This window comes from Janibacter zhangyanbonis (assembly GCF_050507325.1).
GTDB lineage: Bacteria > Actinomycetota > Actinomycetes > Actinomycetales > Dermatophilaceae > Janibacter.
In genome coordinates this window covers 2936461-2962902 of record NZ_CP191481.1, presented here as the reverse complement: position 1 = coordinate 2962902, position 26442 = coordinate 2936461, and the positions used below count along the sequence as shown (strand labels likewise).

At 65.9% G+C, this 26442-nt stretch carries 20 protein-coding genes and 3 pseudogenes; 11 read left to right on the top strand and 12 right to left on the bottom strand.

What is annotated here, in order from left to right:
• Positions 1-52 precede the first annotated feature (52 nt).
• The 4 genes from ACQBJO_RS14580 to ACQBJO_RS14565 are packed head-to-tail and all read right to left on the bottom strand — an operon-like array spanning position 53 to position 4798.
• Positions 53-895, bottom strand: a complete 843-nt coding sequence (locus tag ACQBJO_RS14580; RefSeq protein ID WP_069388521.1) for a carbohydrate ABC transporter permease — start codon at positions 893-895, stop codon at positions 53-55.
• Positions 892-1761, bottom strand: coding sequence for a carbohydrate ABC transporter permease (locus ACQBJO_RS14575; RefSeq protein WP_421009274.1), 870 nt, complete (start codon positions 1759-1761; stop codon positions 892-894). The genes ACQBJO_RS14580 and ACQBJO_RS14575 overlap by 4 nt, the downstream gene beginning before the upstream one ends.
• Entirely contained in the window at positions 1758-3887 is a 2130-nt protein-coding gene (locus ACQBJO_RS14570; RefSeq protein WP_069388522.1) for a PQQ-binding-like beta-propeller repeat protein, read from the bottom strand. Before ACQBJO_RS14570 ends, ACQBJO_RS14575 begins: the two co-directional genes overlap by 4 nt.
• A 35-nt stretch (positions 3888-3922) precedes the next feature.
• Positions 3923-4798, bottom strand: coding sequence for an SIS domain-containing protein (locus tag ACQBJO_RS14565; protein WP_167492488.1), 876 nt, complete (start codon positions 4796-4798; stop codon positions 3923-3925).
• Positions 4799-5156: 358 nt separating this feature from the next.
• Between ACQBJO_RS14565 and ACQBJO_RS14560 the strand changes: the two genes are divergently transcribed.
• The 3 genes and pseudogenes from ACQBJO_RS14560 to ACQBJO_RS14550 all read left to right on the top strand — a co-directional run.
• Complete coding sequence (locus ACQBJO_RS14560) at positions 5157-5753, top strand: recombinase family protein (protein WP_329747760.1); 597 nt, start codon at positions 5157-5159, stop codon at positions 5751-5753.
• A gap of 7 nt (positions 5754-5760) precedes the next feature.
• Positions 5761-7146 (top strand): Mu transposase C-terminal domain-containing protein, encoded by a 1386-nt coding sequence (locus tag ACQBJO_RS14555; protein ID WP_329747759.1) that lies wholly within the window; start codon positions 5761-5763, stop codon positions 7144-7146.
• A pseudogene (locus tag ACQBJO_RS14550) lies at positions 7146-7391 on the top strand (AAA family ATPase); the annotation flags it as partial. The gene ACQBJO_RS14555 and the pseudogene ACQBJO_RS14550, both read left to right, overlap by 1 nt.
• 86 nt (positions 7392-7477) lie before the next feature.
• Here ACQBJO_RS14550 and ACQBJO_RS14545 read toward each other — a convergent pair.
• Complete coding sequence (locus ACQBJO_RS14545; RefSeq protein WP_001389365.1) at positions 7478-8242, bottom strand: IS6-like element IS6100 family transposase; 765 nt, start codon at positions 8240-8242, stop codon at positions 7478-7480.
• Positions 8243-8415: 173 nt separating this feature from the next.
• On the opposite strand from ACQBJO_RS14545, the gene istA reads away from it, so the two are divergent.
• Entirely contained in the window at positions 8416-9966 is a 1551-nt protein-coding gene (istA, locus tag ACQBJO_RS14540) for an IS21 family transposase (RefSeq protein WP_052166742.1), read from the top strand.
• A complete protein-coding gene (gene istB, locus ACQBJO_RS14535; protein WP_033105166.1) occupies positions 9963-10742 on the top strand; it encodes an IS21-like element helper ATPase IstB in 780 nt (259 codons plus the stop codon). Before istA ends, istB begins: the two co-directional genes overlap by 4 nt.
• Positions 10743-11167: 425 nt before the next feature.
• Here istB and ACQBJO_RS14530 read toward each other — a convergent pair whose 3' ends face one another.
• Positions 11168-12031, bottom strand: a complete 864-nt coding sequence (locus tag ACQBJO_RS14530) for an endonuclease/exonuclease/phosphatase family protein (protein WP_330194010.1) — start codon at positions 12029-12031, stop codon at positions 11168-11170.
• A 63-nt stretch (positions 12032-12094) separates the two neighbouring features.
• Positions 12095-12841: a phosphonate metabolism transcriptional regulator PhnF gene (phnF, locus tag ACQBJO_RS14525; protein WP_071330049.1), complete on the bottom strand. Its 747-nt coding sequence runs from the start codon at positions 12839-12841 to the stop codon at positions 12095-12097.
• Between phnF and phnG the strand changes: the two genes are divergently transcribed.
• From phnG to ACQBJO_RS14510, 3 genes are read left to right on the top strand one after another with little or no spacing between them, the layout of a single operon-like run.
• Positions 12834-13472: a phosphonate C-P lyase system protein PhnG gene (gene phnG, locus ACQBJO_RS14520; RefSeq protein ID WP_083391846.1), complete on the top strand. Its 639-nt coding sequence runs from the start codon at positions 12834-12836 to the stop codon at positions 13470-13472. The two genes, phnF and phnG, sit on opposite strands and share 8 nt — an antisense overlap.
• Positions 13469-14104 carry a phosphonate C-P lyase system protein PhnH gene (phnH, locus tag ACQBJO_RS14515; protein WP_071330051.1) on the top strand — a complete coding sequence of 212 codons (636 nt, stop codon included), beginning with the start codon at positions 13469-13471 and terminating at the stop codon, positions 14102-14104. Before phnG ends, phnH begins: the two co-directional genes overlap by 4 nt.
• Entirely contained in the window at positions 14104-14901 is a 798-nt protein-coding gene (locus tag ACQBJO_RS14510; RefSeq protein WP_329864222.1) for a carbon-phosphorus lyase complex subunit PhnI, read from the top strand. The genes phnH and ACQBJO_RS14510 overlap by 1 nt, the downstream gene beginning before the upstream one ends.
• 18 nt (positions 14902-14919) lie before the next feature.
• On the opposite strand, the gene ACQBJO_RS14505 is transcribed toward ACQBJO_RS14510, so the two are convergent.
• Both ACQBJO_RS14505 and ACQBJO_RS14500 read right to left on the bottom strand, forming a co-directional pair.
• Positions 14920-15684 (bottom strand): IS6-like element IS6100 family transposase, encoded by a 765-nt coding sequence (locus ACQBJO_RS14505; protein WP_001389365.1) that lies wholly within the window; start codon positions 15682-15684, stop codon positions 14920-14922.
• A gap of 32 nt (positions 15685-15716) precedes the next feature.
• Complete coding sequence (locus ACQBJO_RS14500) at positions 15717-17012, bottom strand: replication initiator (RefSeq protein WP_421009288.1); 1296 nt, start codon at positions 17010-17012, stop codon at positions 15717-15719.
• 639 nt (positions 17013-17651) lie between these two features.
• Between ACQBJO_RS14500 and ACQBJO_RS14495 the strand changes: the two are divergent.
• A pseudogene (locus tag ACQBJO_RS14495) lies at positions 17652-18899 on the top strand (IS256 family transposase).
• Between the two features lie 701 nt (positions 18900-19600).
• Here ACQBJO_RS14495 and ACQBJO_RS14490 read toward each other — a convergent pair.
• Positions 19601-20849, bottom strand: a pseudogene (locus ACQBJO_RS14490) (IS256 family transposase).
• Positions 20850-20989: 140 nt separating this feature from the next.
• Between ACQBJO_RS14490 and ACQBJO_RS14485 the strand changes: the two are divergent.
• On the top strand, positions 20990-21499 hold the full coding sequence (locus ACQBJO_RS14485) for a hypothetical protein (protein ID WP_427801506.1): 510 nt from the start codon (positions 20990-20992) through the stop codon (positions 21497-21499).
• A gap of 104 nt (positions 21500-21603) precedes the next feature.
• Here the strand turns inward: ACQBJO_RS14485 and ACQBJO_RS14480 are convergent, their stop codons facing one another.
• Positions 21604-22851, bottom strand: a complete 1248-nt coding sequence (locus ACQBJO_RS14480; protein WP_421008218.1) for an IS256 family transposase — start codon at positions 22849-22851, stop codon at positions 21604-21606.
• 836 nt (positions 22852-23687) lie between these two features.
• Here ACQBJO_RS14480 and ACQBJO_RS14475 point away from each other — a divergent pair.
• On the top strand, positions 23688-24188 hold the full coding sequence (locus ACQBJO_RS14475; protein ID WP_255184441.1) for a winged helix-turn-helix transcriptional regulator: 501 nt from the start codon (positions 23688-23690) through the stop codon (positions 24186-24188).
• A gap of 126 nt (positions 24189-24314) precedes the next feature.
• Here the strand turns inward: ACQBJO_RS14475 and ACQBJO_RS14470 are convergent, their stop codons facing one another.
• Positions 24315-26153 carry a phosphoenolpyruvate carboxykinase (GTP) gene (locus ACQBJO_RS14470; RefSeq protein ID WP_421009273.1) on the bottom strand — a complete coding sequence of 613 codons (1839 nt, stop codon included), beginning with the start codon at positions 26151-26153 and terminating at the stop codon, positions 24315-24317.
• Positions 26154-26442 lie beyond the last annotated feature (289 nt).

Here is a 26442-nt window from a genome sequence, read left to right as displayed (position 1 = left end):
AGATAGGAAGTGGGATTGAGGAGGTGAAACTGTGGAGTCGGGTTGACTGTCATCACCCGGGCAGTTCGCCACCGGCGATGCCCGTGACGAACTTGCGTTGAGCGACGATGAACAGCACCACGATGGGGAGGGTGACGAGCATGGCTGCGGCAGCGAGCTCGCCGTACGCGGTGCCGGTCTCCGCCTGCTGGAAGATCGAAAGAGCCAGCGGCGGTGTGTACAGCGAAGGGTCGCGGGCGACTAGTAGCGGCCACAAATAGTCGTTCCAGTGCGTGAAGACGGACAAAACTGCGAACGCGGCGATCGTCGGCATCGACGACGGGACGACGACGTGCACGAGCGTGCGGAGGGTGCCGAGGCCGTCCGCCTTCGCGGCCTCAAGGAGCGAGTCGGGAATCGTGATCATGTGCTGACGGAGCATAAAGATCCCGATCGCGCTGGTCATGAACGGGAGCACCAAGGCCGCAAAGGTATTCGCAAGTCCGATGGAGCCGATGCCCAGGTACAACGGCAGCGCTGTAGCCTGCGTCGGCACCAGAAGACACGCGAGGATGACAGCGAAGGCTGCGTCGCGACCTCGGAATCGGAGCTTTGCGAACGCATAGCCCGCGGGGATCACGGTGATGATCTGGATGATCAGGATGCTGCCCGTGACCAGCGCTCCGTTGAGCATTGCGTGGCCGAGATCCGCACTCTCCCACGCTCGTGCGTAGTTGCCCCAGTCCAAAGAACTCGGCAGGAGCTGGATACCGTCGAGTACTGCTTCGTCAGCCGGAGACAGCGACAAGCGAAGCATCCACAGCACTGGGAAAACCGAGATCGTGATGGCAACGAGAGCCAGCAGCCACCGAAGAGAATGGGACAGGGAGCGGCGGAGCGAGATTTTGGTGGTCATACGGTTTCCTTATCTCCAGTAAATGCCCGTCGCCGAATCACTCCGATGAGAACCAGGACGACAAGGAGCATTGATGCGAGCGCCGCCGCCTGGCCGAGGTCGAAGTAGACGAACCCAAGCCGCCAGGTCATCGTGAGCACCGTCTCGGTGGAACCGAGCGGGCCACCTTCCGTCATGACGTGGATGGTGTCGAACACCTGGACCGACTGCAGGACGGCCATAACCGTCGCGAACACGGTCATGGGGCGCAGCAGGGGAAGGGTGACCCGTCGGAACTTCGCCCACGAGCCCAGTCCGTCGGCGGCGGCGGCCTCGTGCAACGCCGTTGGAATACTTGTTAGGCCGGCGAGATAGAAGATCATCACGAAGGATGTCAGGCGCCAGATGCCCACCAGAGCCACAGTGAACAGCGCCGTCGAGGTATCGCCGAGGAAGTTGACGGGTCCGATGCCGACGACGGCGAAGACCTCGTTGACGAAGCCTCCTCTCGACGCGAAGATCCAGCGGAAGACGACGGCCATCGCGACCATATTGGTGGCGAAGGGGAGAAAGAGCAGAACTTGGAGCGCGGGTCGACCTCGAGTAAACGAGTGCGCAAGCATGGCGGTGCCGAGTCCGAGCACGAGGCTGGGAACAATGGTGAGGACTGAGTAGACGACCGTGTTCCACAGTGCCTGCTGTACCGCAGGGTCGGTGAGGATCGCCGTGTAGTTCGCGATACCGGCCCAGGTCCATACGGTGCGGTCGCCGAGATCGATGCGGAAGAGGCTGCCGACGAGCGCAAGCACGCCCGGCAAGAGCACGAACAATCCGATGAGTGCGAGCGCGGGTGCTACGAGCACCCAACCGATACTCCGGTGCTTCACGACTCCTCCCCCTGCACGATTGCGCTCGGGTAGGCGCAGAGTGTGCCGTCGGCGTGGAGCACGACGGTCGTATCCTCGAAGCGCTGCACGGAGACGAGGATTGGGATGCCGGTGGCGAACCGTGAGCGCAGGGCGCCATCACCGAGATCGAGGGTGATGATGTCACCGTCGAGGGCTGGGAGGATGACCTGCTTGTCCAAGATCGTCGGCGCCGCGAAGAGCGGATGAGGAGTGCGCCTGTACGTGAGTAGGCAGGCATTACTTCGAGCCGCGACCTCTGCGTGCCAGCGTGTCTCGCCGCTCGCCGCGTCTCTGAGATAGACGCTGCCTCCCGCGTCGGAGAACAGAACTCCTTCCAGCGTCCAGTACGGCGGCGTCGGGTTCCACGGAATCGAGCTCGCTTGGAACCAGCTCACCGCGTCGTTGTTCGTGGGACGTCGGAACACTCCAGTGATCCCGGTCGCAATCAGATCACCCGTAGCAGGTTCGATGAGCGGCGTGCGGATCGGGAGGGGGGACGAACCGCGCAACGATTCGAGGAGATCTGTGTTGCTCTCCGCAAGTCGGTCCCCGAACGTTTCGCCCGTCTCCGGATCCAGGAGGACAGGGACTCGCGGCTCAGGGAATCCGCTCCAGACGATGAGAGCCGACGCGTCGTCGGCTGCCCGTCGCTCCCAGAAGACGGGCGCGGCGAGGAGGGCGAAGATCTGGTACGGCGCTATGTCCCGTCGCTCCCAGATCGTGTGTCCGTCGTCGATGTCGAGCGCGCGCAAGGTGGAGTGATCGCCCACGAGGACGAGATTCTCGTGAATTGCTGGCGGAGTGAACCCGAAGAGCCTGAGTGGGTCGGGGGTGTGCTTCCGCCATAGCTGTCGCCCCGTGGAGATTTCGAACGCCGCTGTCGTTCCGGATACCGATGTGCACAGGACCGTGCCGCTCGCGCCGTGCACCACGGGGGCCGAACGCACGGGAGCATCAAGGTCGGCGTGCCAGAGCAGCCCGCCCGTCGCGGCGTCGACCGCGAAGAGACCCCCCGAAGCGTGGTCGTCATCGGCGAGGGGAAGAACGATGACGCCCTTGGCGATCGCGAAAGGGGCACGCTGGCCGGGCGTCCCGACGCTCCGGCGCCAGCGCGCCGCTTCGGCCGCGGCTGGGAGGAGTACCGCGGGGGTCTGGGCAGGATCCGGATCGGTAGGGAGCGTCTCGACGCCGATCGTTACGCCGTCCCACGTGATAAGGCGGTAGGTCGCCGGAGAAAGATCGACGCCACCGAAGAGCGCAGGTGGAGTGTTGACGTGCAGCGTGTCCGCAGTACGTACGACCCGCGACGTATGGCGATGCCCCGAGAATGTAGCGATGGGGGGCCTCGGGAGCCCAGAGAGAATCGAGGAGCCTGGCTGATCATGCGACAGTAGGATCCAGGGAATGTCCTCGTCGAGTGCTTCGAGGTCGGCCCTCAGCCAGGCATTCTGCTGTTCGTGATCCCGGCCGAGCTCGTGCGTGAACCAGTCGATGGCGACGACGTGCAGTGCGGGAAGATCGTACGAATACCACCGCGGGCCGAGAAATGCTTCGTAGTGGCGCGGTTCTCCGGAGTGGATTGCGTAGCCGTTGCGGCTGACGACATCGCTCGTCTGTTCCGTCATGTGATCGTGGTTGCCGGGAATTACATGCACGGGGATTGGTGTGTCGAAAATTGCTTCGCGGAACTCGCGGTATTGCTCGCGGAGGCCGTGGTCGGTCAGGTCACCGGTGATGATCGCGGAATGCAGGTCCGGTTGGTCTTCGACGATCTTGGTCAGCAATGTAGACAAACGTTCACCCGTGCCAAGTTCCGCGGGCTGCGGATAGTTGCCGCCATCACCGATGTGCGTGTCCGTGAGATGAGCGAAGCGAAGCGGAAGCGTTACTGGGGACGCCTGCAGGGTGAAGGTCACCTCGGATTCGCGACCGTCGAAGTACCATTGGTTGCATCGCCAACCCACCGGACGCACCACAAACACGAAACGCGCGTCCGTCTCCAGCTGGAACCTCCCGTCGGCCGCAGTATGCACGACGGTGTTCCCGTCGCTTACCCGGATGTCCGCCAGCGGGTTGCCGTCGGTGTCGGTGACCTGTCCGTTCACGATCTTCGCTCTCTGTCTATGGGGCTCGAGCCGGATCAGATCCGGTGGGAGTTGACGAGTTTCTCGGCCTCGTCACGCCGTTCCGTCGCGCCGCTGACTCGGATCGTGAGCACGCTGTAGATGGCATCGAGAAGTGAGAGATGCACGATTCTGCTGGTCATCGCCTCCACTCGATGCCGCGTCTCCGAGCTCCCCGCGACGATCAGCGCGTGTGCGATCTCTGTGAGCGGGGATGTGAGGAAGCTCGTGATGCCGATGACTTTCGCTCCTGAATTGGCAGCGGTGCGCGCCGCCTCGAGCGTCGTTTTCGTCGATCCCGTGTGGCTGATGACAAAGCAGACGTCGCGCTCATCAAGGCCCTGGACGGCGACGTGTTGGGCGATGAAGTCGGGGGTGAACGTCGCGTCGAGTCCGAGGGCCGTAAGTCGATAGGCTGCGTCTGAGGCAAGCGGAGCGGACGTGCCCACTGCTACGAACCGAATGCGTCGGGCCGATGCTAGGGCGTCGACGATGGTCGTCACGTCGCTGAGGTCGATGTGAGTGGCGGTTGCTTCCAGTGCGTCCGCGCTTTCACGCAGAGTCCCCCGCACAGTGCTCATGAGTGGATCCTCTGCATCGGTCGGGCCCGGGCTATCGGGCGGGGTTTCGCGCGAGAGTAGGAGCTTGAACTCTTGGAAGCCATGCAGACCGAACCTCTGGCAGAACCGCACAACTGACCCGACCGACGTTCCAGATATCTGGGCGAACTCCGTCACGGAGCTCGTCATGACGACACGCGGATCGGCGTGGATCGAGCGCGCAACTCGCTTCTCCGATTCGGAGAACGATGCACTTGCAAGGCGGATCTGCTCGAGCAGAGGTTGTCCGTCGCCGCGCCAAAGGCGTGAGGATGAAAGATCGGTTCTGGTCACGTCGCCCAAATTAGGAGGACCAGATGTCGCATCGGTGGCGTCCGACCAAACCGTGGATGAACACTCCACGCCAAAACTGTGATGGAAATTTCATCCAGTGCGACGCGTCAACCGCCGCTTTCCGGGTGCTTCTCGCCTCCCCAGCTTTCCTGCACCACACCCCCGAATGTCCGGGATCCAAGGCATGACGGACATCGACATGCGTTGACAATCAAAAGCTTTTCGAGACACGCGAAGCCTCCCTCGAGCCTCAGGAACTAACGGTGGAATTCCGGGTCACATTTGTCTTGGAAACATGTCTCACCGCGAAGTGTCTTTGCGTCGACGTTTCTAGCTATTTCCAAGGCAGAATGGAGCCGTGAGACATCTTGGATATACGCGGGTCAGCACCAGAAGCCAAGACGCAAAGTTGCAGGTTGAGGCTCTGGTCAAATCGGGCGTGCAGGAGCGGGACATTTTTGCCGACGTCACCTCGGGCAGTCGGACCGCGATCTCACGCCCCGGGATGAAGAAGCTCCTCGAGCACGCCCAGCCCGGCGACACCGTCGTCGTGTGGCGAGTCGATCGCCTCGGAAGATCCTTGATCGATGTGCTGAACACGGTGAAGCTGCTCCGAGGGCGTGACATACAGGTGAAGAGCATCTCGGATGGGATTGACCCGTCGACGACGTCGGGCCGGCTGATGCTGAACATGCTTGCCACCTTGGCCGAGTATGAACGCGAGCTGATCACCGAGCGTGTGAACGCAGGAATCACAGCCGCTCGAAATGGGGGCACCAAGTTTGGTCGGCCTTTGTCCGATCCTGTGGTTGTAGCGGACAAACTCAAGCTCGTCTCCGAGGCCCGGGCGAAGGGCCGCACCGCGGAGGATGCGGCAAAGCTCGTCGGGTGGAGCCGAGCCACTTTGTACCGGCATCAGCAAGCCTCTGCGGCCCGCGAGAGCACCACCGTGTAGGTGACTCGTGGATGCGGCCGAGCGGTGGCGTGTTCTTCGGCTGCATGTCGAAGACCAGATCCCGCTCGCCGTCCTCGCTCGGGAAACAGGGATCTCCGCTCGGACTCTGCAGCGTTGGAACCAGCTCTATCGAGCAGGCGGCGTCGCATCCCTCGACCCTCATGCGCGTATGGACAAAGGTGTCCGCCGAACCTCAGCAGAGACGGTCGCGTTCATCGAACAGCTGGCACTCACTCGGCCGCGCCCGAGTGTCGCCACGCTGCATCGTCTCGCCGTCACTGATGCGCAGGCGCGTGAGCTGCGGGCTCCGAGCTATGCGACCGTGCGGCAGATCGTCCAGGCCCTCGATCCGGCTCTTGTCACTTTGGCGCTGGAGGGGCCGGCCTCGTACCGAGACAAGCACGAGCTCGTCTTCCGGCGCCGTGCTGAACACCCGAACCAAACTTGGCAGTCCGACCACACTGAACTCGACATCCTCATCGTCGGCGCTGACGGTAAACCTGACCGGCCGTGGCTGACGACCGTGATGGACGACTACTCCCGTGCGATCTGCGGGTTCATGGTGTTCAGCGGTGCACCCTCAGCTATCAACACAGCCCTCGCCCTCCGGCAGGCGATCTGGCGGAAGACCGACCCCGCGTGGGCGATGTGCGGCATCCCCGACATCCTGCACGTCGACCACGGCTCCGACTTCATCAGCCACCACCTCGAACGAACCGCGATCGCCCTGCATGTCAGGATCATCCACTCAACCGTCGGCAGGCCTCAGGGGCGCGGCAAGATCGAGAGGTTCTTCGGCACGATCAACACGGAACTCCTGAGCGCACTACCTGGCTACCTTGGACCCGGCAGTCGGGCACCTACGCCTGTCCTCGACCTTGCCGGTCTCGATCGTGCTATCGGCCAGTTTATTGGCACCTACAACGACCGGCCCCATAGTGAGCTGGGGATCTCGCCGCGGGACGCTTGGGTTGCAGACGGATGGCTGCCACGGATGCCCGACAGCTTCCAAGAGCTCGACGGACTTCTCCTCACTGTTCCGAAGAACCGAGTCGTGCAACGCGACGGTATCCACTTCCAAGGCCAGCGCTACCTCGCCCCCACTCTTGCCCCGTTCGTCGGCCACACCATCACGATCCGGTACGACCCCCGCGACATCTCCGAGATCCGGGTCTATGACCGGGACACGTTCATCTGTACCGCTATCGATGAAGCCCACCCCAACCTGCGCCTCAGTCTTCGCGACATCGAAACGGCTCGCCGCGCCCGTCGCAAGCAGCTGCGGCGAGCCATCAACGACCGCATCCCGACCGTTGCCACCCGTGAGGAACCTCGCATCCCCGAACCCACAAAGCGGCGGCCGAAGCTGCGCACCTACGAAGAGGACGAGTGATGAACCAAGCATTTATCGTCACCAAAGAACACCGACGTTTCACCGAGTTCGCCAACGCCGTGCGGAAAGAGAAGACCATCGGGATCTGCCACGGCGCTGCAGGCGTGGGAAAGACCAACTCCGCTCGTCGGTACGCGAATTGGGACGCGCTCGAGGCGTACATCAACGAGTGGGGTCCGCGTGGGGAGCACGACGCGAAGCACTACGCCCTCGCGAACCGATTTCGAACGGTCTTCTACACGCCAGAAGTCCTCTGCCGACCAAAGGACCTCATGAGGGCTCTGTTGCAAAGATTGGCGGCAGTCAGAGGTAGGCTGTCGCTCTGCGCCGATCAGGCGGCTGCTGCGAAATGGTGGTTGAGCATGCCCATGGCCTCCGTCAGCGCCGAGGGCCCAATGCCAAAAGCTCTCTCCACAAGGCGCACCTCGCCCCTGATGCCGGGCTGCAGGCACCAGGGGCGAGCCTGTCCTTTGCGCAGGGCTCGCATGACTTCGAATCCCTTGATCGTGGCATAGGCCGTGGGGATCGATTTGAAACCGCGCACCGGCTTGATCAGTATCTTGAGCTTTCCGTGATCGGCCTCGATCACGTTATTGAGATACTTCACCTGCCGGTGGGCCGTCTCCCGGTCCAGCTTTCCTTCGCGCTTCAATTCGGTGATCGCTGCACCATAGCTCGGCGCTTTGTCGGTATTGAGCGTGGCAGGCTTTTCCCAGTGCTTCAGGCCTCGCAGGGCCTTGCCCAGGAACCGCTTCGCTGCCTTGGCGCTGCGGGTCGGCGACAGGTAGAAATCGATCGTGTCGCCCCGCTTGTCGACTGCCCGGTACAGGTAGGTCCACTTGCCCCGCACCTTGACGTAGGTTTCATCCAGGCGCCAGCTCGGATCAAAGCCACGCCGCCAGAACCAGCGCAGCCGCTTCTCCATCTCCGGGGCGTAGCACTGGACCCAGCGATAGATCGTCGTATGGTCGACCGAAATGCCGCGTTCCGCCAGCATTTCCTCAAGGTCGCGATAGCTGATCGGATAGCGACAATACCAGCGCACCGCCCACAGGATCACATCACCCTGGAAATGGCGCCACTTGAAATCCGTCATCGTTCCGTCCGTCCAATCTCCGCCAAGCATGCTCAAGCTTCACGATTTTTGCAACAGAGCCGATCTGCCCACTTCCTTTTCGGAACCCCGCCCGGTTATGCGGCGGGAGCCTCTTCCCGGGGTTTGATTGCGGTGTCTAGACGCACCAAAGTCACCCAGGAAGAGGTCCTGTAATGAAGTTAGACGGAGAAGTCATGGAAATACTTGAGGCATACGATCTGACTGGATCGTTGCGCGCGACCGCGGAGCTGACCGGTTGCTCGCACCACACCGTTGCGCGGCATGTTGCCGCTCGCGATGCCGGGAGACCGATCGCCGAGCCGGCGTTCCGGGGCCGGGTCACGGACCCGTTCCTGCCTAAGATCGAGGAATGGGTCGAGAAGTCTCTGGGCAAGATCCGGGCTGATAAGGCTCACGACAGGCTCGTCGCGCTGGGCTATGAGGGCTCTGAACGCTCGACCCGCCGGGCGGTCGCGCAGGTCCGCGCCGCTTACCGGCTCGGCCACGTCCGGGTGCACCGCCCCTGGATAACGGAGCCGGGGATGTGGTTACAGTACGACTTTGGCGACGGCCCGGTGATCGACGGGAAGAAGACGGTGTTGTTCGTGGCGTGGTTGGCGTGGTGTCGGTTCCGGATCGTCATTCCGCTGCGGGACCGGACCGCGCCGAGCGTGTTCGCGGCGTTGGATCGCACGTTTAGGACCGCTGGCGGCGCCCCGACCTATGTGCTGACCGACAACGAGAAAACGGTCACCGTGTCGCACATCGCCGGGGTCCCGGTGCGGAACCAGCAGACGGTGGACTTCGCCCGCCACTACGGGGTGACAGTGTTGACCTGTCAGCCGGCGGATCCGGCGTCCAAGGGCGGGGTGGAGTCCTCGGTGAAGCTCGCCAAGGCCGACATCGTCCCCAAGGACACGAACCTGTTACCCGAGTACGCCTCGTTCGCCGAGGTGGAAGCGGCGTGCGACGCGTTCATGGACCACGTCAACAACCGGGAACACCGCGCCACCCGGCGGAAGCCCGCGGCGATGCTCGAGGAAGAACAGCTCCGGCTGCACCGGGTCCCCGACACCGCGCACACGGTCGCGTTCGGGCTCTCGCGCAGCGTCCCGGACAACACCCCGATGGTCACGTTCGAGAATGGCCAGTACTCCGTCCCCGCTCACCTGCTCGGCGGCCGCGTGTTCGTCCGCTCCCACGGTGTCGGCACCGACGAGCAGGTCATCGTCGTGCACGTCGGCTCCGACGGCCCCGTCGAAGTCGCGCGGCATAACCGGGCCCGGCCGGGCAGTCCCGCGATCGATGACGCGCACTTCCCCGACCATCGGGAGAAGGTCCCGGGCGATTACACGATCAAGGCCAGGAGCGCCGCGGAGGCCGAGTTCCTCGGCATCGGCGCCGGCGCTCACGCCTGGCTGCTGGAAGCGGCCGCGGTGGGCACGGCGCGGATGAACGTGAAGATGGCCGAAGCGGTCGCGGTGGCGAAGATCAGCGGCACAGCCCAGGTCGACGCTGCGTTGGGTGAGGCGGCCACCTACGGGCGGTTCGCGACCGGTGACCTCGCGTCGATCCTCAACGCGGCCGTCTCCAAGGGCAAGGCGCACCGAGCCGATGAGAAAGCGTCGCTGGCGCAGGGCACCGCCGGCTGGGCGGCGATCGGGCAGCCCGTCACGCCCGGGGTCGACCTTGCCGTCACGGATGATCTGGAGGAGAGCGCGTGAGCGTCACCCAGGCTGCCGCGCCCGTCCTCCCCGCTGACCTCGAAGCGTTGATGCGGCAGTTAAAGATGCCCTACGCTCGCGCGTTGGCGCCGGAGCTGATCGCGACCGCGAAGTCCCAGCGGTGGGAACCGGCCGAGGTCATCAAGGCCCTCTTCGTCGAGGAGGTCACCGGCCGGGCCCGGTCCATGCTCGCCACGAGGCGCAAGGCCGCCGGGTTCCCGACCGGGAAGACCTTCGACACCTGGGACGAGTCCGCGTCCTCGATCCCGGTCCCGACGCAACAGGCACTGCGGACCCTGGAATGGATCGGCCGGAAGGAGAACGTCGTCGTCTGCGGGCCATCGGGCACGGGGAAGACGTTCTTCCTCGAGGCCCTCGGGCAACAGGTTGTCGAGGCCGGGATGCGGGTCGCGTGGTTCCGGCTCGAGGATCTCGGCGCGTTGGTCCGCGCGCACCGCTCCGATGACTCCGTCAGCCGGGTCGTGGCCCGGATCCTCCGCGCGGATCTGATCGTCGTCGATGACATCGGGCTACTCGAAGTCGGTGCGGACGCCGCCGAGGGCCTCTATCGACTCGTCGATGCCGCCTACGAGAAACGTTCCATCGCGGTGTCCTCGAACCTGCACCCCGCTGGGTTCGACGAACTCATGCCCAAGACCCTCGCGACGGCGACCGTCGACCGGCTGTTGCACCACGCGCACGTCTGCCAGACATCGGGCGACTCCATCCGGCTGACCCAGGCCCTCGCCGGGAAAGGAGTCACCGCGATGAACTAAACGACGACGCCCTCGACATGGCCAACGCCACCAACACCCTGGTGGGCAGATCTGTTGGCCATGAGTGGGCAGTTTCCGTGGCCACCAGCGGGCATTTCTGCTGGCCGCCCACGGGCAGTTCCTATTGGCCATTGACACCCGCTAGTGGGCGAGGCGATGATCTCTCTCGTGGCAGGCTCCGGAGAGACGCGGTTCCAGCTCGAAGCGACGATGAGCCGGTTCATCCATCTCGCGGTGCTGGATGCTCTGTGCTCGGCGCTCGCGGCGGAAGACCCCGGTCGGACGCGACGTGGTTCGGAGTTGTCGGCCAAGGCGAAGCAGATCCACGGGGTGTAATCGCGGTGCGGGCCAACGGATTCCCCGCATGACAGAAGCGGCGCAACCCGAAGGTTGCGCCGCTTCTGTCATGCGGGATGCGTGGGGCCTCAGGGTAAGACGGCGGTCGGCTCTGACAGTGCTTTGAGGCTGATGTCGCTGAGGACGCCGTAGTGGTCGCTCGCGGTGGGGTACTCCGCGAACACCACCTTGCTGTTCGTGATCACACTCTCCACGAGTCCGTGATTCTCGGTCGACCCGGCGAAGACGTAGTCGATACGGCGGTGGTGCGGTTCCTGCACAAAGTAGTTCGGGACGATGCCCTGGCCGTCGACGACGGTGCGTGCGACCCACGGGTTGTCCGTGGTCCAGGTGTAGCCGGGAGTGCCGTCGCCCGCGATGGCGAAGGTGTCGCGGAACGCGGCACTGCGGCCGTTGACCGCGGACTTCCCTGTGTAGAAGCGGATGCAGTCCTGGTCGGGCGCCGCGTCGAAGTCGCCGGCGAGGATGGTCGGCGCGACCTGGCGGCGGCGCTCTTCGAGCTCTGTCACGAATAGCGCCTGCTCGACGCGGGCTGCCTCATCGGTGAACTTCCAGCTCGGACGTGCGCCGAGGAAGAGCATGTCGACGCCGATGGGGAGCGGGAGCACCATCTCCCAGACGTGCGGTCCGTTCGCTGCCGGGAGCGTGTGGATGTCGACGCTCTTCGGCTCCCACCGTGTGCCGACGGCGGTGCCCCAGGGGAGCCAACCGATCTCGCGGTAGTCCGAGGCGTGGTGCCAGTGCAGGGGGGAGCTGTCCTTAACGATCTGGTAGGCGTCACGCTCCGGGGTGCGCAGGACCTCCCCCAGGAAGACGATGTCGGCGTCGTGCTCCTCGAGGCCCTGGAGCAGGAGTGCGTCGCGTTCGGCGCGATCACGCGGGTCCATCCAGATGTTCAGGGTGAGCACGCGGAGATTCATGGTGTCGGTCATGCTTCCACGCTAACCATCATCCGTGAACGAAGTTCCACATCGAAGTGAACAGTGGAAGTTGCGTCAATCCTCCGCATGCAGGTCGGCCTGCACGTCGAGTTCCACACGGTCAGCGCGGAAGCGCGCGAGGCTGTACTGCAGCGGCGTCCCATCCGGAAGCGTGTCGAGCGAACGGACGACGAGGACCGTCGACCCGGGAGGGAGGCCGAGATCCGTGTTTTCCGCGCCTGTCGCGACTCGAGCGCTGACGCGGCTCCAGGAGCGGACGTAGTCGTCGACGCCGACGGCCCTCAGGGCGCGGGTCACCGAACCGGTGGAGGCGAGCTGTGTCTCGAATCCTGGGACCAGGCCGGGCGCCATCCACGCTGTTGAGCGGGCGATGGTGCTTCCTCGGAGATCGGTCGCCGCGTCGACGCGCAGGGCCCCTCCCGCGCCGAGCCGAAGTCGCTCGCGAGCGTCGTCCGGAACCTCGCGCACCAGCTCTGCGGCAAGGAGTCTCCGCGTGGAGACATCGTGGTCGCCGATGCTCTCACTGAGCCTGGTGCGCAGGCGGATCCGGTGGACGAGGACGGTGTGAGGCACGACGAACGTGCCGACGCCTTGTCTCGTCACGATCAGCTCTTCGCCGGCGAGGGTCGACAGCGCCTGGCGCACGGTATTGCGGTTCACGCCGAAACGTGCGGCCATCTCGGCCTCAGTTGGCAGTCGAGCGTCCGGTGACAGGGTGCCGTCGAGGATCTCGCTGCGCAGCTGATCGGCGATCAGGCGCCACGTCGCGTATCCGGTCGAAGAGCGGTGAGAGATGGTCATCGTCTCCGTACATTACCGTCCGCATCGCTCGCTTCCGATCCGTACCACTGACATTCATGTTTCGGACATCTACTGGTCATCTAGAAAACTAGACAACATTGCGGTGTCGCTTCTAGGCTCGAATCATCCAGAAACCTGGACAACCAAGGAGGCAGTAGTGACGAGTCCAACTGATCACGTCGCGGAGCGACAGAGGTGGATGCGAGTACTCGCACTCGCTAGCACCTCTCAGCTCTCCGATGCCTGGGCGGCCCAGCCGATCACACCGAAGGTGGACACGGTCCGCGGGCCGGAGGCGGGGCTCGTCATGGTGCGCGGCCGTGCCGGCGCCGGCGGGGACCGATTCAACCTCGGCGAAGCCACTGTCGTCCGCGCGACTCTCCGCGTGCACGGAGCGCCGCTCGAGCACGAGCGAGTCGGCACGTCCTACGCGCTGGGAACCGACGTCGACCACGCGTGGTTCGCTGCCGCCTTCGACGGACTCCTCCAGGACGCAGGGCAGCGAGAGCGAGTCCTTGCCGACGTCATCACCCCGCTGGCTCAGGCGCAGCGGCGCGAAGACGACGCGCGGGCGGCCGACGCGCGCAGCACCAAGGTCGACTTCTTCACCGTCGCAAGGGAGCACGCATGATCACCTCATCGGAGAGCGGCACGGCCGCCCCTGCCCCGGGCTTCGCTGACCCGACCCGCGAGGCGCAGAGCGTTTTCCGGGCGATCCTCGACGCGCTGGCTCACCCGGGCCAGCGATACTCCATCCAAGGCCCGGCCAAGGCGCCTGCCTCTCTGGGCCCGGGCCTGGCGGCCGTCGCGATGACGATCCTGGACGAGCAGTCTCCGGTCGCCCTCCATGAGGCGCTCGCTCACGACGCTTCCGCAGTGCACTACTTGTCGTTCCACACGGGTGCACGTCTCGCCACCTCCATCGGTGCCGCTGACTTCGTCTTCGCCACCCCGGACTCCTTCCCGGACCTGGAGGCGCTCGCTCACGGAAGCGACGAAGCGCCCCATCGCTCGGCGACCATCATCCTCGACGCTCGCGCCCGCGGGGAGGGTGATCGGTTCACGGGCGTGGGCCCGGGTATTGACGGCATCGTCGAGATCGATGCTCCATGGGTGCCCACGGGATTCGCAGACGTCTGGGCGAAGAACGCGTCGCTCTTCCCCCGCGGTGTCGACCTGCTGGTCGTCGATGACAACTCGGTTGTCGCTCTTCCCCGCACCACGCGGCTTATCGCCGCATCCATCCCTGGATCGGAGGCCTGATGTACGTCGCAGTCAAGGGCGGGGAGAAGGCCATCGCCAACGCTCACGCTCTCCTCGCCAAAGAGGGCCGTGGCAGTCACGACATTCCTCGCATCACCAAGGACGCTGTCGCCGGCCAGCTGCCCGTGCTGGTATCGCGGGTGATGACGGAGGGGTCGCTGTACGACCCGTCCCTCGCCGCCCGCGCGATCATCCAGTGCCAGGGCGACGTCGTCGAGGCCGTCACTCTGGTCCGCTCCTATCGCACCACCCTTCCTCGGTTCGGCTACTCGGAGCCCGTCGACACGGCGGCACTCACCCCTCAACGACGGGTGTCAGCAACGTTCAAGGACATCCCCGGTGGACAGCAGCTCGGTGCCACCTTCGACTACACGCATCGGCTCTTCGCTGAGCCGGGAACCGCGGGACCCGCGCTGGGAGATGAGCAGCACACGCCGATGCCCAGGGTCTCCGACCTGCTGGGCGCCGACGCCCTGCTGGAACCGGACCACCCGGCCGACTGGAACGACCCCGAGCCCGCCGACCTCACTCGCGAGCCGACGGTCTACCCGATGAGCCGCGCCGAGCGCCTGCAGGGGCTGGCGCGCGGCGATGAAGGGTTCCTTCTCGCTCTCGGATACTCCACTCAGCGCGGATTCGGCAACACCCACCCGTTCGCGGGCGAGATCCGGGTCGGAGAAGTCGAACTCGAGTTCGACGCACCGGAGCTCGGATTCCCCGTGCCGCTCGGCCGGGTGGAGATGACCGAATGTCAGATGATCGGCTCTGTTGCAAAGATTGGCGGCAGTCAGAGGTAGGCTGTCGCTCTGCGCCGATCAGGCGGCTGCTGCGAAATGGTGGTTGAGCATGCCCATGGCCTCCGTCAGCGCCGAGGGCCCAATGCCAAAAGCTCTCTCCACAAGGCGCACCTCGCCCCTGATGCCGGGCTGCAGGCACCAGGGGCGAGCCTGTCCTTTGCGCAGGGCTCGCATGACTTCGAATCCCTTGATCGTGGCATAGGCCGTGGGGATCGATTTGAAACCGCGCACCGGCTTGATCAGTATCTTGAGCTTTCCGTGATCGGCCTCGATCACGTTATTGAGATACTTCACCTGCCGGTGGGCCGTCTCCCGGTCCAGCTTTCCTTCGCGCTTCAATTCGGTGATCGCTGCACCATAGCTCGGCGCTTTGTCGGTATTGAGCGTGGCAGGCTTTTCCCAGTGCTTCAGGCCTCGCAGGGCCTTGCCCAGGAACCGCTTCGCTGCCTTGGCGCTGCGGGTCGGCGACAGGTAGAAATCGATCGTGTCGCCCCGCTTGTCGACTGCCCGGTACAGGTAGGTCCACTTGCCCCGCACCTTGACGTAGGTTTCATCCAGGCGCCAGCTCGGATCAAAGCCACGCCGCCAGAACCAGCGCAGCCGCTTCTCCATCTCCGGGGCGTAGCACTGGACCCAGCGATAGATCGTCGTATGGTCGACCGAAATGCCGCGTTCCGCCAGCATTTCCTCAAGGTCGCGATAGCTGATCGGATAGCGACAATACCAGCGCACCGCCCACAGGATCACATCACCCTGGAAATGGCGCCACTTGAAATCCGTCATCGTTCCGTCCGTCCAATCTCCGCCAAGCATGCTCAAGCTTCACGATTTTTGCAACAGAGCCGTGCTCCGAGGGTGATGGAGTAGCGGCGGGACTTGGTGCCGAAGTGTCCGCGGAAGCCGAGGCAACGCACCCATTTGTGCATGTGCCGGTAGTCGTGCTCGGGGGCGTGGAAGGCTGCGGCTCGCTGGGCCACCTGGCGGCACTGGTGTTGCAGGGCGATGATGTGGGGCCGGTTTTGCCCGTGGCCGTGCAGGGTGCTGGAGTCCTTGGTGGAGTACTTGGCGAGGTATCCGGCGACTTGGTCGGGGGTCAGTGGGCCGGTGGGGTCGTCGGTGCGGGTCCCGGCGCGCACGGTGCGCACGTCGACCTGGGCCCCGAACGCGAGGACGCGTGGGGTGTCGTCGTGGTCGACGGGTTCGGCCAGGACGGTCACGGTCGGGACGACGTCGCGGACGAGGTCGGCGAGGTCGTGGCCGGTGAGGGCGGCCGGGGCGGGGGAGCCGGTGCCTGCGGTGGCGGGCCCATCGAGTCGGATGAGGGCGTGGAAGTGGATCAGTCCGCGGGTCTGGTACTCGGCGACCTTGGCGTACTGCACGGATGCGTGCTCGCTCAGGCGGACCTCAGGGACGTGCAGGTGGTGGGCGATGCTGCGGCGTAGCGCGATGGTGAAGCGTCGCCACAGCTCGGGGGCGTGCCATTGCCACATCACGGCCGAGGCGGTGTCGTGGCAGTCGGAGCACAGCGGGGACCCGTTGGCGTGGTCGTCTTCGTCGTGGACGAGCCCGCACCACGTGGGCCGGCCGTGGGGGCAGCGTGTCTGGTCGTCGCGGCGTCGTGGGCGGCAGGCGCGACCGTGGCGGTGCCCGTGGACGGGCCCGAAGGATGGGGCGGTGAGGGTGACGAAGAGCAGGGGGTTGTCCCGCACGTGTGCGGGGACGGTCTTGCCGCCGTTGATGCCGGCGTGGATCAGGGCGTAGGTGTCTCTGGCGTAGACGCGGGAGCAGGCGGGGCAGGCCGAGGCGCGGCGGTTGCCGCAGGGGCGGTGCAGGACGCCGAAGGGCAGGTCGCGGGTGTCGAAGGTGGAGAGGACTTGTCTGGTGGTGGTGTCGACCGTGGTCGTGGAGCCGGCCAGGCGGATGGGGTGGGCGCAGTTGCCGGTGCCGGCCAGGGCGTCGAAGAAGGCGTCCATGGTGCCGTCGGCGATGCGTGAGGAGAGCAGCTCGGGGGTGCCGGCGCGGGTGAGGGCTGGCACGTCGAGCGGGACGTCTTCGCTGAAGCCGGGGAAGCGGTCCGTGGCGGCAGGGACGGGCGTGGTGTCGGTGTGCACGGTCCCTCCCAACCAGAAGGGTGTGCCGCGTGAACGGTGATGCTGGCCCTGGGTTCACGCGGCACACCCGGACTGTGGGGAGTGCGGCAAGGGAAGAAGTCGAATCTTCCGGCGCCGCAAGGCCGCTCAACGCCGGACGCACCGGCCGCATGGGGGCGGGTGCACGCGCGGATCAGTCGAATGTGTGTAACGGCCATCTGTCATGCGAGCGCACTGGGCCCGAGGCTGGGGAGCCGACCCCCAAGGGAAATATCCCGTGTGTGTGAATGTCGATCCGCACCAACAACTCTGCCGCCCCGAAAAGGCTCGCGCATCTTTCAGAGCAAGTTTCTGTGGATCGAGCTGCTCTCGGTCCGCCCGGAGGACCTTGAGACGCCCCTTCCCGAGACGCCCCTTCCCGAGGGGCCGCGGACCTCGCTCAGCGGGCCGGGGACATGCCATCATCCCGACATGGGTAAACGGCGTGGTGGCTCCGCGAGAAGCGGTGCGAGGTGGCTGTCGCAGCCCAGGGGCGCAAGTTGAGTCCCCGATAGTGGTGTAGCGCGGTTGCCGAGTTCATCACCGTGATGGACATAGGCGCGGCCACCGCGTGATCCTTCGAGCGAACGTCTCACAGCACTCTCGAACGGAGTCATCACGATGACCGCACCACACATTGTCGACCCTGCAGGCCTCCTGGGTGAAGCCCTGTCCGAAGCATCACCGGACATGATGCGATCGCTGCTGCAGACCATGATCAACGCCCTGTTGTCCGCGGACGCCGATGCGGTGATCGGCGCGGAGTACGGCCGGCCCACCCCAGGTCGGTCGGCGCAGCGCAACGGCTACCGCCACCGCGACCTCGACACTCGCGTCGGCACCGTCGACGTCGCCGTCCCGAAGCTGCGCACCGGCAGTTACCTTCCCCGAATGGCTCCTCGAACGCCGCAAACGCGCGGAGTCCGCGTTGATCACTGTCGTGGCCGACTGCTACCTCGCCGGCGTGTCCACCCGCCGCATGGACAAGCTCGTCAAGACCTTGGGGATCGACTCCCTGAGCAAGTCCCAAGTCAGTCGCATGGCCGCTGACCTCGACCAGATCGTCGACGAGTTCCGCCACCGCCCCTTGGCCGAGGCAGGACCGTTCACGTTCGTCGCCGCGGACGCGCTCACGATGAAGGTCCGCGAGGGCGGACGCGTGATCAACGCCGTCGCGCTGGTCGCGGTCGGCGTCAACGGCGATGGCCACCGCGAAGTCCTCGGACTGCGCGTGGCGACCTCGGAAACCGGAGCGGCGTGGAACGAGTTCTTCGCCGACCTCACTGCACGCGGCCTGACCGGCGTCCGGCTCGTGACCAGCGACGCCCACAAGGGCTTGGTCGAGGCCATCGCGGCGAACCTGCCCGGCGCGGCCTGGCAACCTGCCGCACCCACTACAGCGCGAACCTCATGAGCGTCACACCCAAGTCGATGTGGCCGGCCGTGAAAGCGATGTTGCACTCGGTGTACGACCAGCCCGACAAGGACGCCGTGCAGGCGCAGTTCGACCGGCTGCTGGACTACGTCGACGGCAAGCTTCCCGACGTCCACGAACACCTCGACGCCGCCCGAGCGGACATCCTGGCCTTCACCGCTTTCCCCAAAGACGTGTGGACCCAGATCTGGTCGAACAACCCCGCCGAACGCCTCAACCGCGAAATCCGACGCCGCACCGACTCCGTTGGAATCTTCCCCAACCGCGCCGCGATCGTGCGCCTGGTCGGAGCCGTCCTGGCCGAACAAACCGACGAATGGGCCGAAGGACGGCGCTACCTCGGCCTCGACGTCCTCGCCAGATGCCGCGTCAACATCGTGCCCGCCCTCGACCCCGAGATCGGAGGCGACAACCTGCCCGCATTGACCGCCTGAACCACCAGAAGGAACACGCAGGCGCTACACCACTACCCGGGGCTTGACCGGGGCGCACGGCTTTTCGACCCGGCCGGCCTCGAGTACGAGCTGTCACGAGCGGGGCTGCGCCGTGCGGACGTCACCCGACTGCTCAACAGCACCGGGATGCCCGTCGCGGTCCACGAATGCGGTCAGGGCGTGCATTGGTGCAGCAGCGACCGCGCGGCCGCCCAGTGGGCCGACGCCCAAGCGGACTTCGAGGACGTCATGGGGTGGCGGCCTCCGGCTGATGCCCCCGGAACCCAGCCCTACAGGGCTGAGTTGTGGAAGTCGCTGTCGCAAGGTGCGGAAGTCGTCGTCCTGCGCAATGACTGAGCCCATGCGGATCACGCTCGTTGTCGTGACACCCGTGGCTAGGCTCCGGTCGTGGAAGAACACAGCTTCAGCGGGTACACCCAATTCGGGATGAAACCCGAAAGAGCCCGCGCCCTCTGCTTCTGCGGGTACACGACCAAGCCGTACTTGACCAGGGCCGAGGCCGCTCACGCCATGCTCACTGAGCACGGCGTGAGCGCCTCTCGCAAGGGTGAGATCAACTGCCCCGAAGACTGCTGCGCTGATTGCCAGGGCCCGGAGGGCTAGGGATCCCGGCCCGGCTCGGCGGCGCTACGGTCAAGCCCCGGGTAGTGGTGTAGCGCCTGCGTGTTCCTTCTGGTGGTTCAGGCGGTCAATGCGGGCAGGTTGTCGCCTCCGATCTCGGGGTCGAGGGCGGGCACGATGTTGACGCGGCATCTGGCGAGGACGTCGAGGCCGAGGTAGCGCCGTCCTTCGGCCCATTCGTCGGTTTGTTCGGCCAGGACGGCTCCGACCAGGCGCACGATCGCGGCGCGGTTGGGGAAGATTCCAACGGAGTCGGTGCGGCGTCGGATTTCGCGGTTGAGGCGTTCGGCGGGGTTGTTCGACCAGATCTGGGTCCACACGTCTTTGGGGAAAGCGGTGAAGGCCAGGATGTCCGCTCGGGCGGCGCGTGAGGTGTTCGTGGACGTCGGGAAGCTTGCCGTCGACGTAGTCCAGCAGCCGGTCGAACTGCGCCTGCACGGCGTCCTTGTCGGGCTGGTCGTACACCGAGTGCAACATCGCTTTCACGGCCGGCCACATCGACTTGGGTGTGACGCTCATGAGGTTCGCGCTGTAGTGGGTGCGGCAGCGTTGCCAGGCCGCGCCGGGCAGGTTCGCCGCGATGGCCTCGACCAAGCCCTTGTGGGCGTCGCTGGTCACGAGCCGGACGCCGGTCAGGCCGCGTGCAGTGAGGTCGGCGAAGAACTCGTTCCACGCCGCTCCGGTTTCCGAGGTCGCCACGCGCAGTCCGAGGACTTCGCGGTGGCCATCGCCGTTGACGCCGACCGCGACCAGCGCGACGGCGTTGATCACGCGTCCGCCCTCGCGGACCTTCATCGTGAGCGCGTCCGCGGCGACGAACGTGAACGGTCCTGCCTCGGCCAAGGGGCGGTGGCGGAACTCGTCGACGATCTGGTCGAGGTCAGCGGCCATGCGACTGACTTGGGACTTGCTCAGGGAGTCGATCCCCAAGGTCTTGACGAGCTTGTCCATGCGGCGGGTGGACACGCCGGCGAGGTAGCAGTCGGCCACGACAGTGATCAACGCGGACTCCGCGCGTTTGCGGCGTTCGAGGAGCCATTCGGGGAAGTAACTGCCGGTGCGCAGCTTCGGGACGGCGACGTCGACGGTGCCGACGCGAGTGTCGAGGTCGCGGTGGCGGTAGCCGTTGCGCTGCGCCGACCGACCTGGGGTGGGCCGGCCGTACTCCGCGCCGATCACCGCATCGGCGTCCGCGGACAACAGGGCGTTGATCATGGTCTGCAGCAGCGATCGCATCATGTCCGGTGATGCTTCGGACAGGGCTTCACCCAGGAGGCCTGCAGGGTCGACAATGTGTGGTGCGGTCATCGTGATGACTCCGTTCGAGAGTGCTGTGAGACGTTCGCTCGAAGGATCACGCGGTGGCCGCGCCTATGTCCATCACGGTGATGAACTCGGCAACCGCGCTACACCACTATCGGGGACTCAACTGGCGCTACCCTGCGGCCATGGGGACAATCGTGGTTCGACGTGCGGGCGACGCGATGCTGCTTCGCCGCTATCGCATCCTCGTCAATGGTGAGCAACGCGCAAAACTTCGCTGGAGGGGTGAGGCGACCCTGACCGCGCCCGACGGCCCAGTGACGATCCAGGCGAGGATTGATTGGACTGGGTCAGCGGCGTGGAGGAATGAACTCGGTCCTGAACCGCTCCAAGTTGTGGTTCGACCGCTGGACCTGATCGGGGGAATGGTTCGGAAGGAAGACTTTCTGGAGGTTGTGCTCGACGGTGAGCAAGCGCCATCGCCGCGACCAAGGGTGGCGGATCGGGGCGCTCGGCTCCTCGTTCGCTTTGCCGTACTAACACTCGCCGCTCTTCTGTTTCTCGTCGGAGTTGTCGCCCTCTCGGGCGAACCAACGTGGTTGGCGATCATCGGCACTGTTTGGGCTGCTTTTCTCGTCGTGTGGATCATCGACGTCGTGCGGGTGACCCGGACCTCCAGGCGACGTCGAGGCTAGGACGCTGCTCTGGATCAGTTCGTGTTCCACAGTCCCTGAACTGCGCAGCTTGCTCGGTCAAGCCCCGGGTAGTGGTGTAGCGCCTGCGTGTTCCTTCTGGTGGTTCAGGCGGTCAATGCGGGCAGGTTGTCGCCTCCGATCTCGGGGTCGAGGGCGGGCACGATGTTGACGCGGCATCTGGCGAGGACGTCGAGGCCGAGGTAGCGCCGTCCTTCGGCCCATTCGTCGGTTTGTTCGGCCAGGACGGCTCCGACCAGGCGCACGATCGCGGCGCGGTTGGGGAAGATTCCAACGGAGTCGGTGCGGCGTCGGATTTCGCGGTTGAGGCGTTCGGCGGGGTTGTTCGACCAGATCTGGGTCCACACGTCTTTGGGGAAAGCGGTGAAGGCCAGGATGTCCGCTCGGGCGGCGTCGAGGTGTTCGTGGACGTCGGGAAGCTTGCCGTCGACGTAGTCCAGCAGCCGGTCGAACTGCGCCTGCACGGCGTCCTTGTCGGGCTGGTCGTACACCGAGTGCAACATCGCTTTCACGGCCGGCCACATCGACTTGGGTGTGACGCTCATGAGGTTCGCGCTGTAGTGGGTGCGGCAGCGTTGCCAGGCCGCGCCGGGCAGGTTCGCCGCGATGGCCTCGACCAAGCCCTTGTGGGCGTCGCTGGTCACGAGCCGGACGCCGGTCAGGCCGCGTGCAGTGAGGTCGGCGAAGAACTCGTTCCACGCCGCTCCGGTTTCCGAGGTCGCCACGCGCAGTCCGAGGACTTCGCGGTGGCCATCGCCGTTGACGCCGACCGCGACCAGCGCGACGGCGTTGATCACGCGTCCGCCCTCGCGGACCTTCATCGTGAGCGCGTCCGCGGCGACGAACGTGAACGGTCCTGCCTCGGCCAAGGGGCGGTGGCGGAACTCGTCGACGATCTGGTCGAGGTCAGCGGCCATGCGACTGACTTGGGACTTGCTCAGGGAGTCGATCCCCAAGGTCTTGACGAGCTTGTCCATGCGGCGGGTGGACACGCCGGCGAGGTAGCAGTCGGCCACGACAGTGATCAACGCGGACTCCGCGCGTTTGCGGCGTTCGAGGAGCCATTCGGGGAAGTAACTGCCGGTGCGCAGCTTCGGGACGGCGACGTCGACGGTGCCGACGCGAGTGTCGAGGTCGCGGTGGCGGTAGCCGTTGCGCTGCGCCGACCGACCTGGGGTGGGCCGGCCGTACTCCGCGCCGATCACCGCATCGGCGTCCGCGGACAACAGGGCGTTGATCATGGTCTGCAGCAGCGATCGCATCATGTCCGGTGATGCTTCGGACAGGGCTTCACCCAGGAGGCCTGCAGGGTCGACAATGTGTGGTGCGGTCATCGTGATGACTCCGTTCGAGAGTGCTGTGAGACGTTCGCTCGAAGGATCACGCGGTGGCCGCGCCTATGTCCATCACGGTGATGAACTCGGCAACCGCGCTACACCACTATCGGGGACTCAACTGCTTGCTCAGATTCTTGCCCGGATCAAAGCGCGTGAGAACTTTCTCTACTGACTCAAGGCGGGCCTTCGGCCCGCACCCGGCCGGCCGACTTCGGCCGTTCCGGTGGGGACCCCCGCGCTCCGGGCTCGTGCCTCGCCCTACGCGCACCCCCACCTGCGCGCCCTTCGCCGCCGGCCGACCACGAGCAAGGACACCCGGGTGCTCCCCACGCCGAGTGCCCTCACCTGTGAACCGCCGACCCGCCGCTACACCATCCGACCTCCGCGACCACGGCTCAAGCGGCCCGCACCCACCGCAACAGGGACGCGCTCCGCGCCTGCGCACCACACCTGACCGAGCCTCCTGGCCGCTTGCCCCGCACCCGCTCCGGCCGGCTCTGCTCCGCTATCGGGTCGCCGGCTCCCTCCGCCCGACCTGACAGCAGCGATGACAGCAACCGGGGCGCCCGCCATCGCGTCAGGTCGAGACAATCGCTGCTGCCACGCCTGAGTTCTCGGTGTATGGCGTGCGCCGACCCGCCCGTGAACGAGCCTACGGATCAGAAGGTTTGGGGTTCGAATCCCTACGGGCGCGCTCTGTGTTGAGACAGACGGACAGGCCCCGATCGCCACTGGCGACCGGGGCCTGACTCGTGCTCGGGGCGCCTCGACGGCCTCAACTTTCTTCGGGGAAGTTAGACTGGGACGCAGCCCACGACCCCCGGAGGCCACTCATGCCGCTTCGTTCCGACTGGTCCGACGACCTGTGCCCGATCCGCCGCTCCCTCGACGTGCTCGGCGACGGTTGGGTGCTGCTCATCATCCGTGAGGTCCTCCACGGGCGTGGGCGCTTCGACACGCTGCGCGACGGCCTGGGCATCTCCGATGCCGTGCTCAGCCGCCGGCTGCGCGCGATGGTCGAGGCCGGGCTGCTCGAGCGGGTCGACTACGACGACGGCGGCCGCACGCGGCAGGGCTATGCCGCGACGCAGGCAGCCGCGGAGCTGCTCCCGGTGCTGCAGCAGCTCGCCCTGTGGGGGGAGCGGCACACGGCGACCCCCCGGGGCGGTGGCCACATGGCGCTGATCCACGAGGCGTGCGGTGAGGAGACCACCCGGGGCGAGGTCTGCAGCGCCTGCGGCCAGCCCCTCGTGCCCGAGGAGATGTCCTGGGACAAGCCCTGGCACGGCCGCCGCGACCACCTCGTCGCCGCCGGCGAGCTCGGCGCGCGCTGACCCGACTGCAACTCTGCAGGACCCTGGGGTCCTGCAGAGTTGGAGGTCGGTGCGCCGGGCGCACCCCCGAGCACGACGAAGGGCGTCACCCCATCGGGGTGACGCCCTTCGTCGTGCTCTGCTCGATCAGGCCTGAGCGTCCAGGTCGGCGGCCACGCGGCGGTGGGCCTCCCAGATCTCCTCGGGCAGGCGGTCGAAGGCCTTGAGGTGCTCCTCGCGGAAGCCCATCTCCTGCTGCCAGCGGGCCACGTCGATGTCGAGGATCCGGTCGAGGTCCTCCTGCGGCAGGTCGAGGCCGGTGAGCTCGAGCTCCTCCTGCGTCGGGATGATGCCGACCGGGGTCTGGCGACCGGTGACCTCGCCCGCCTTGAGCTGCATGAGCCACAGGAGCGGACGCAGGTTCTCGCGGTAGCCGGGCCACAGGTAGTGACCGTCCTCCGGGTCCTTCTGGAACCAGTTGACGTGCGCGAAGAGCGGCTTGTCCTTCGCGGCGCCGACGATGTCGAGGTAGTGGCGCGCGTAGTCGCCCTCGCCGTAGGCCATGAAGGGCCGGTTGGACATCGGGTCGTAGCGCAGCTGGCCCTCGACGCCCTCGGCCGCGGCGGTGGCCTCGGCGCCCAGGGTCAGGCCGTCGTAGACGCCCTCGGGCAGGTCGGTGATCGCACGGATCAGCGGCTCACGGTCACGCGTGCGCCCACCGAAGATGATCGCGTCGATCTCGACACCCGCAGCCTCGTCGAAGTCGGGGGCGGCGTTGGGCACGTTGGCCAGCGTCGTCGTGAAGCGGCTGTTGGGGTGCGCCCACGGCGAGGTGTCGCCGGGCTCGCGGTCGGCGATCGCGTCGCCCTTCCAGTCCAGCCACCCGTCGACGTCGGCCGGCGGCTCGGGCGTGCGGCCCTCCCACCAGACCTCCTCGGTCTTCGGGTTGTAGGCGATGTTGGTGAAGATGACCTTGGTGCCCGGGTCGACCGAGTGCAGGGCCGTCGGGTTGGTCGACTCGTTGGTGTCCTTGGCGACACCGAAGACGCCGTACTCCGGGTTCATGCCCATGAGCTTGCCGGTGGACTCGTCGACCCACAGCCACGCGATGTCGTCGCCGTAGAAGTCGACCTGGTAGCGGTCGCCGAGGGCGTCCGGCGGGAGCATCATCGCGAGGTTGGTCTTGCCCGAGGCGCTCGGGAAGCCACCGGTGATGTGGTACCGCTTGCCGGTCTCCTTGTCGGTGATGCCGATGAGCATGTACTGCTCGGCGAGGAACTTCTTCGTCGCCCAGCCGTCGTAGGCGCCCTGGCGCAGGCCGTGGGCGATCTTGCCGAGCAGCGCGTTACCGCCGTAGGACGAGCCGAAGTGCAGGATCGTGCGCTCGTCGGCGACGGTCACGAAGTAGCGCTTGTCGTCGGGGGTGCCCTGGCCGAGGTTCTCGAGGTCACCGGTGACGTGGACGGCGCGGACGAAGTCGTCCTGGACCGGCAGGTCGTTGACGTGCTCGACGCCGACGCGCGACATGCGGATCATGTGCAGCACGACGGGGCGGGAGTCGGTCAGCTCGACGCCGGTGGCCCACTGGGCGAGCTCGTTGCCCTTGGGGGACATGAGGTATGGCAGGACGTACATCGTCTTGCCCTTGGACTGACCGCGCATGAGCTCGGTCAGCTTCTCCTTCATCTCCGCGGCGGGGCGCCAGTTGTTGTAGACGCCCTTGTCCTTCTCGTCGTTGGTCGCGACGATCGTGCGCTCCTCGGAGCGCGCGGTGTCCTTGGAGTAGGAGCGGGAGTAGTAGCGGCCCTCGCCTGCGGGGAGGAGCTCACCCGCCTCGACGGCCTCGGCGATCAGGCGGTCGTCGTCGTCGGCGCCCACCACCTCGATCCGGTCCGGCTGGGTGATCTCGGCCCAGTGCTTCACGTACTCGCGAACGGCCTCGTTGGTGAGACCTGACGCGTCAAGCGCGGCGTCGACGTCGACCATGCTCAGTTTCCCTCTCACGTGCTTGGTGTGCGGGCGGTCCCTCGCGGGTTCTCCCGGTTGCGGGCAGGCTACCGTCCGGCGGCTGGTCGCGGCGGGGAGGTCCGGCCCGGCGGGGCGTGATGTGACCCACCTGCGGGACGAAGGGGGCGGGAGTCGCCCCTTCGTGCGGCCGGTGGGCGCGTTGGTGCCGGCGTGTGAAGTGACTCGCCAGTTTACCGATACGCGGTGTAGCAGGTACTCTCCGTATCGCACACTTTTCCGTGTTTCAGCAACGTCGCGAAGGGTTCTC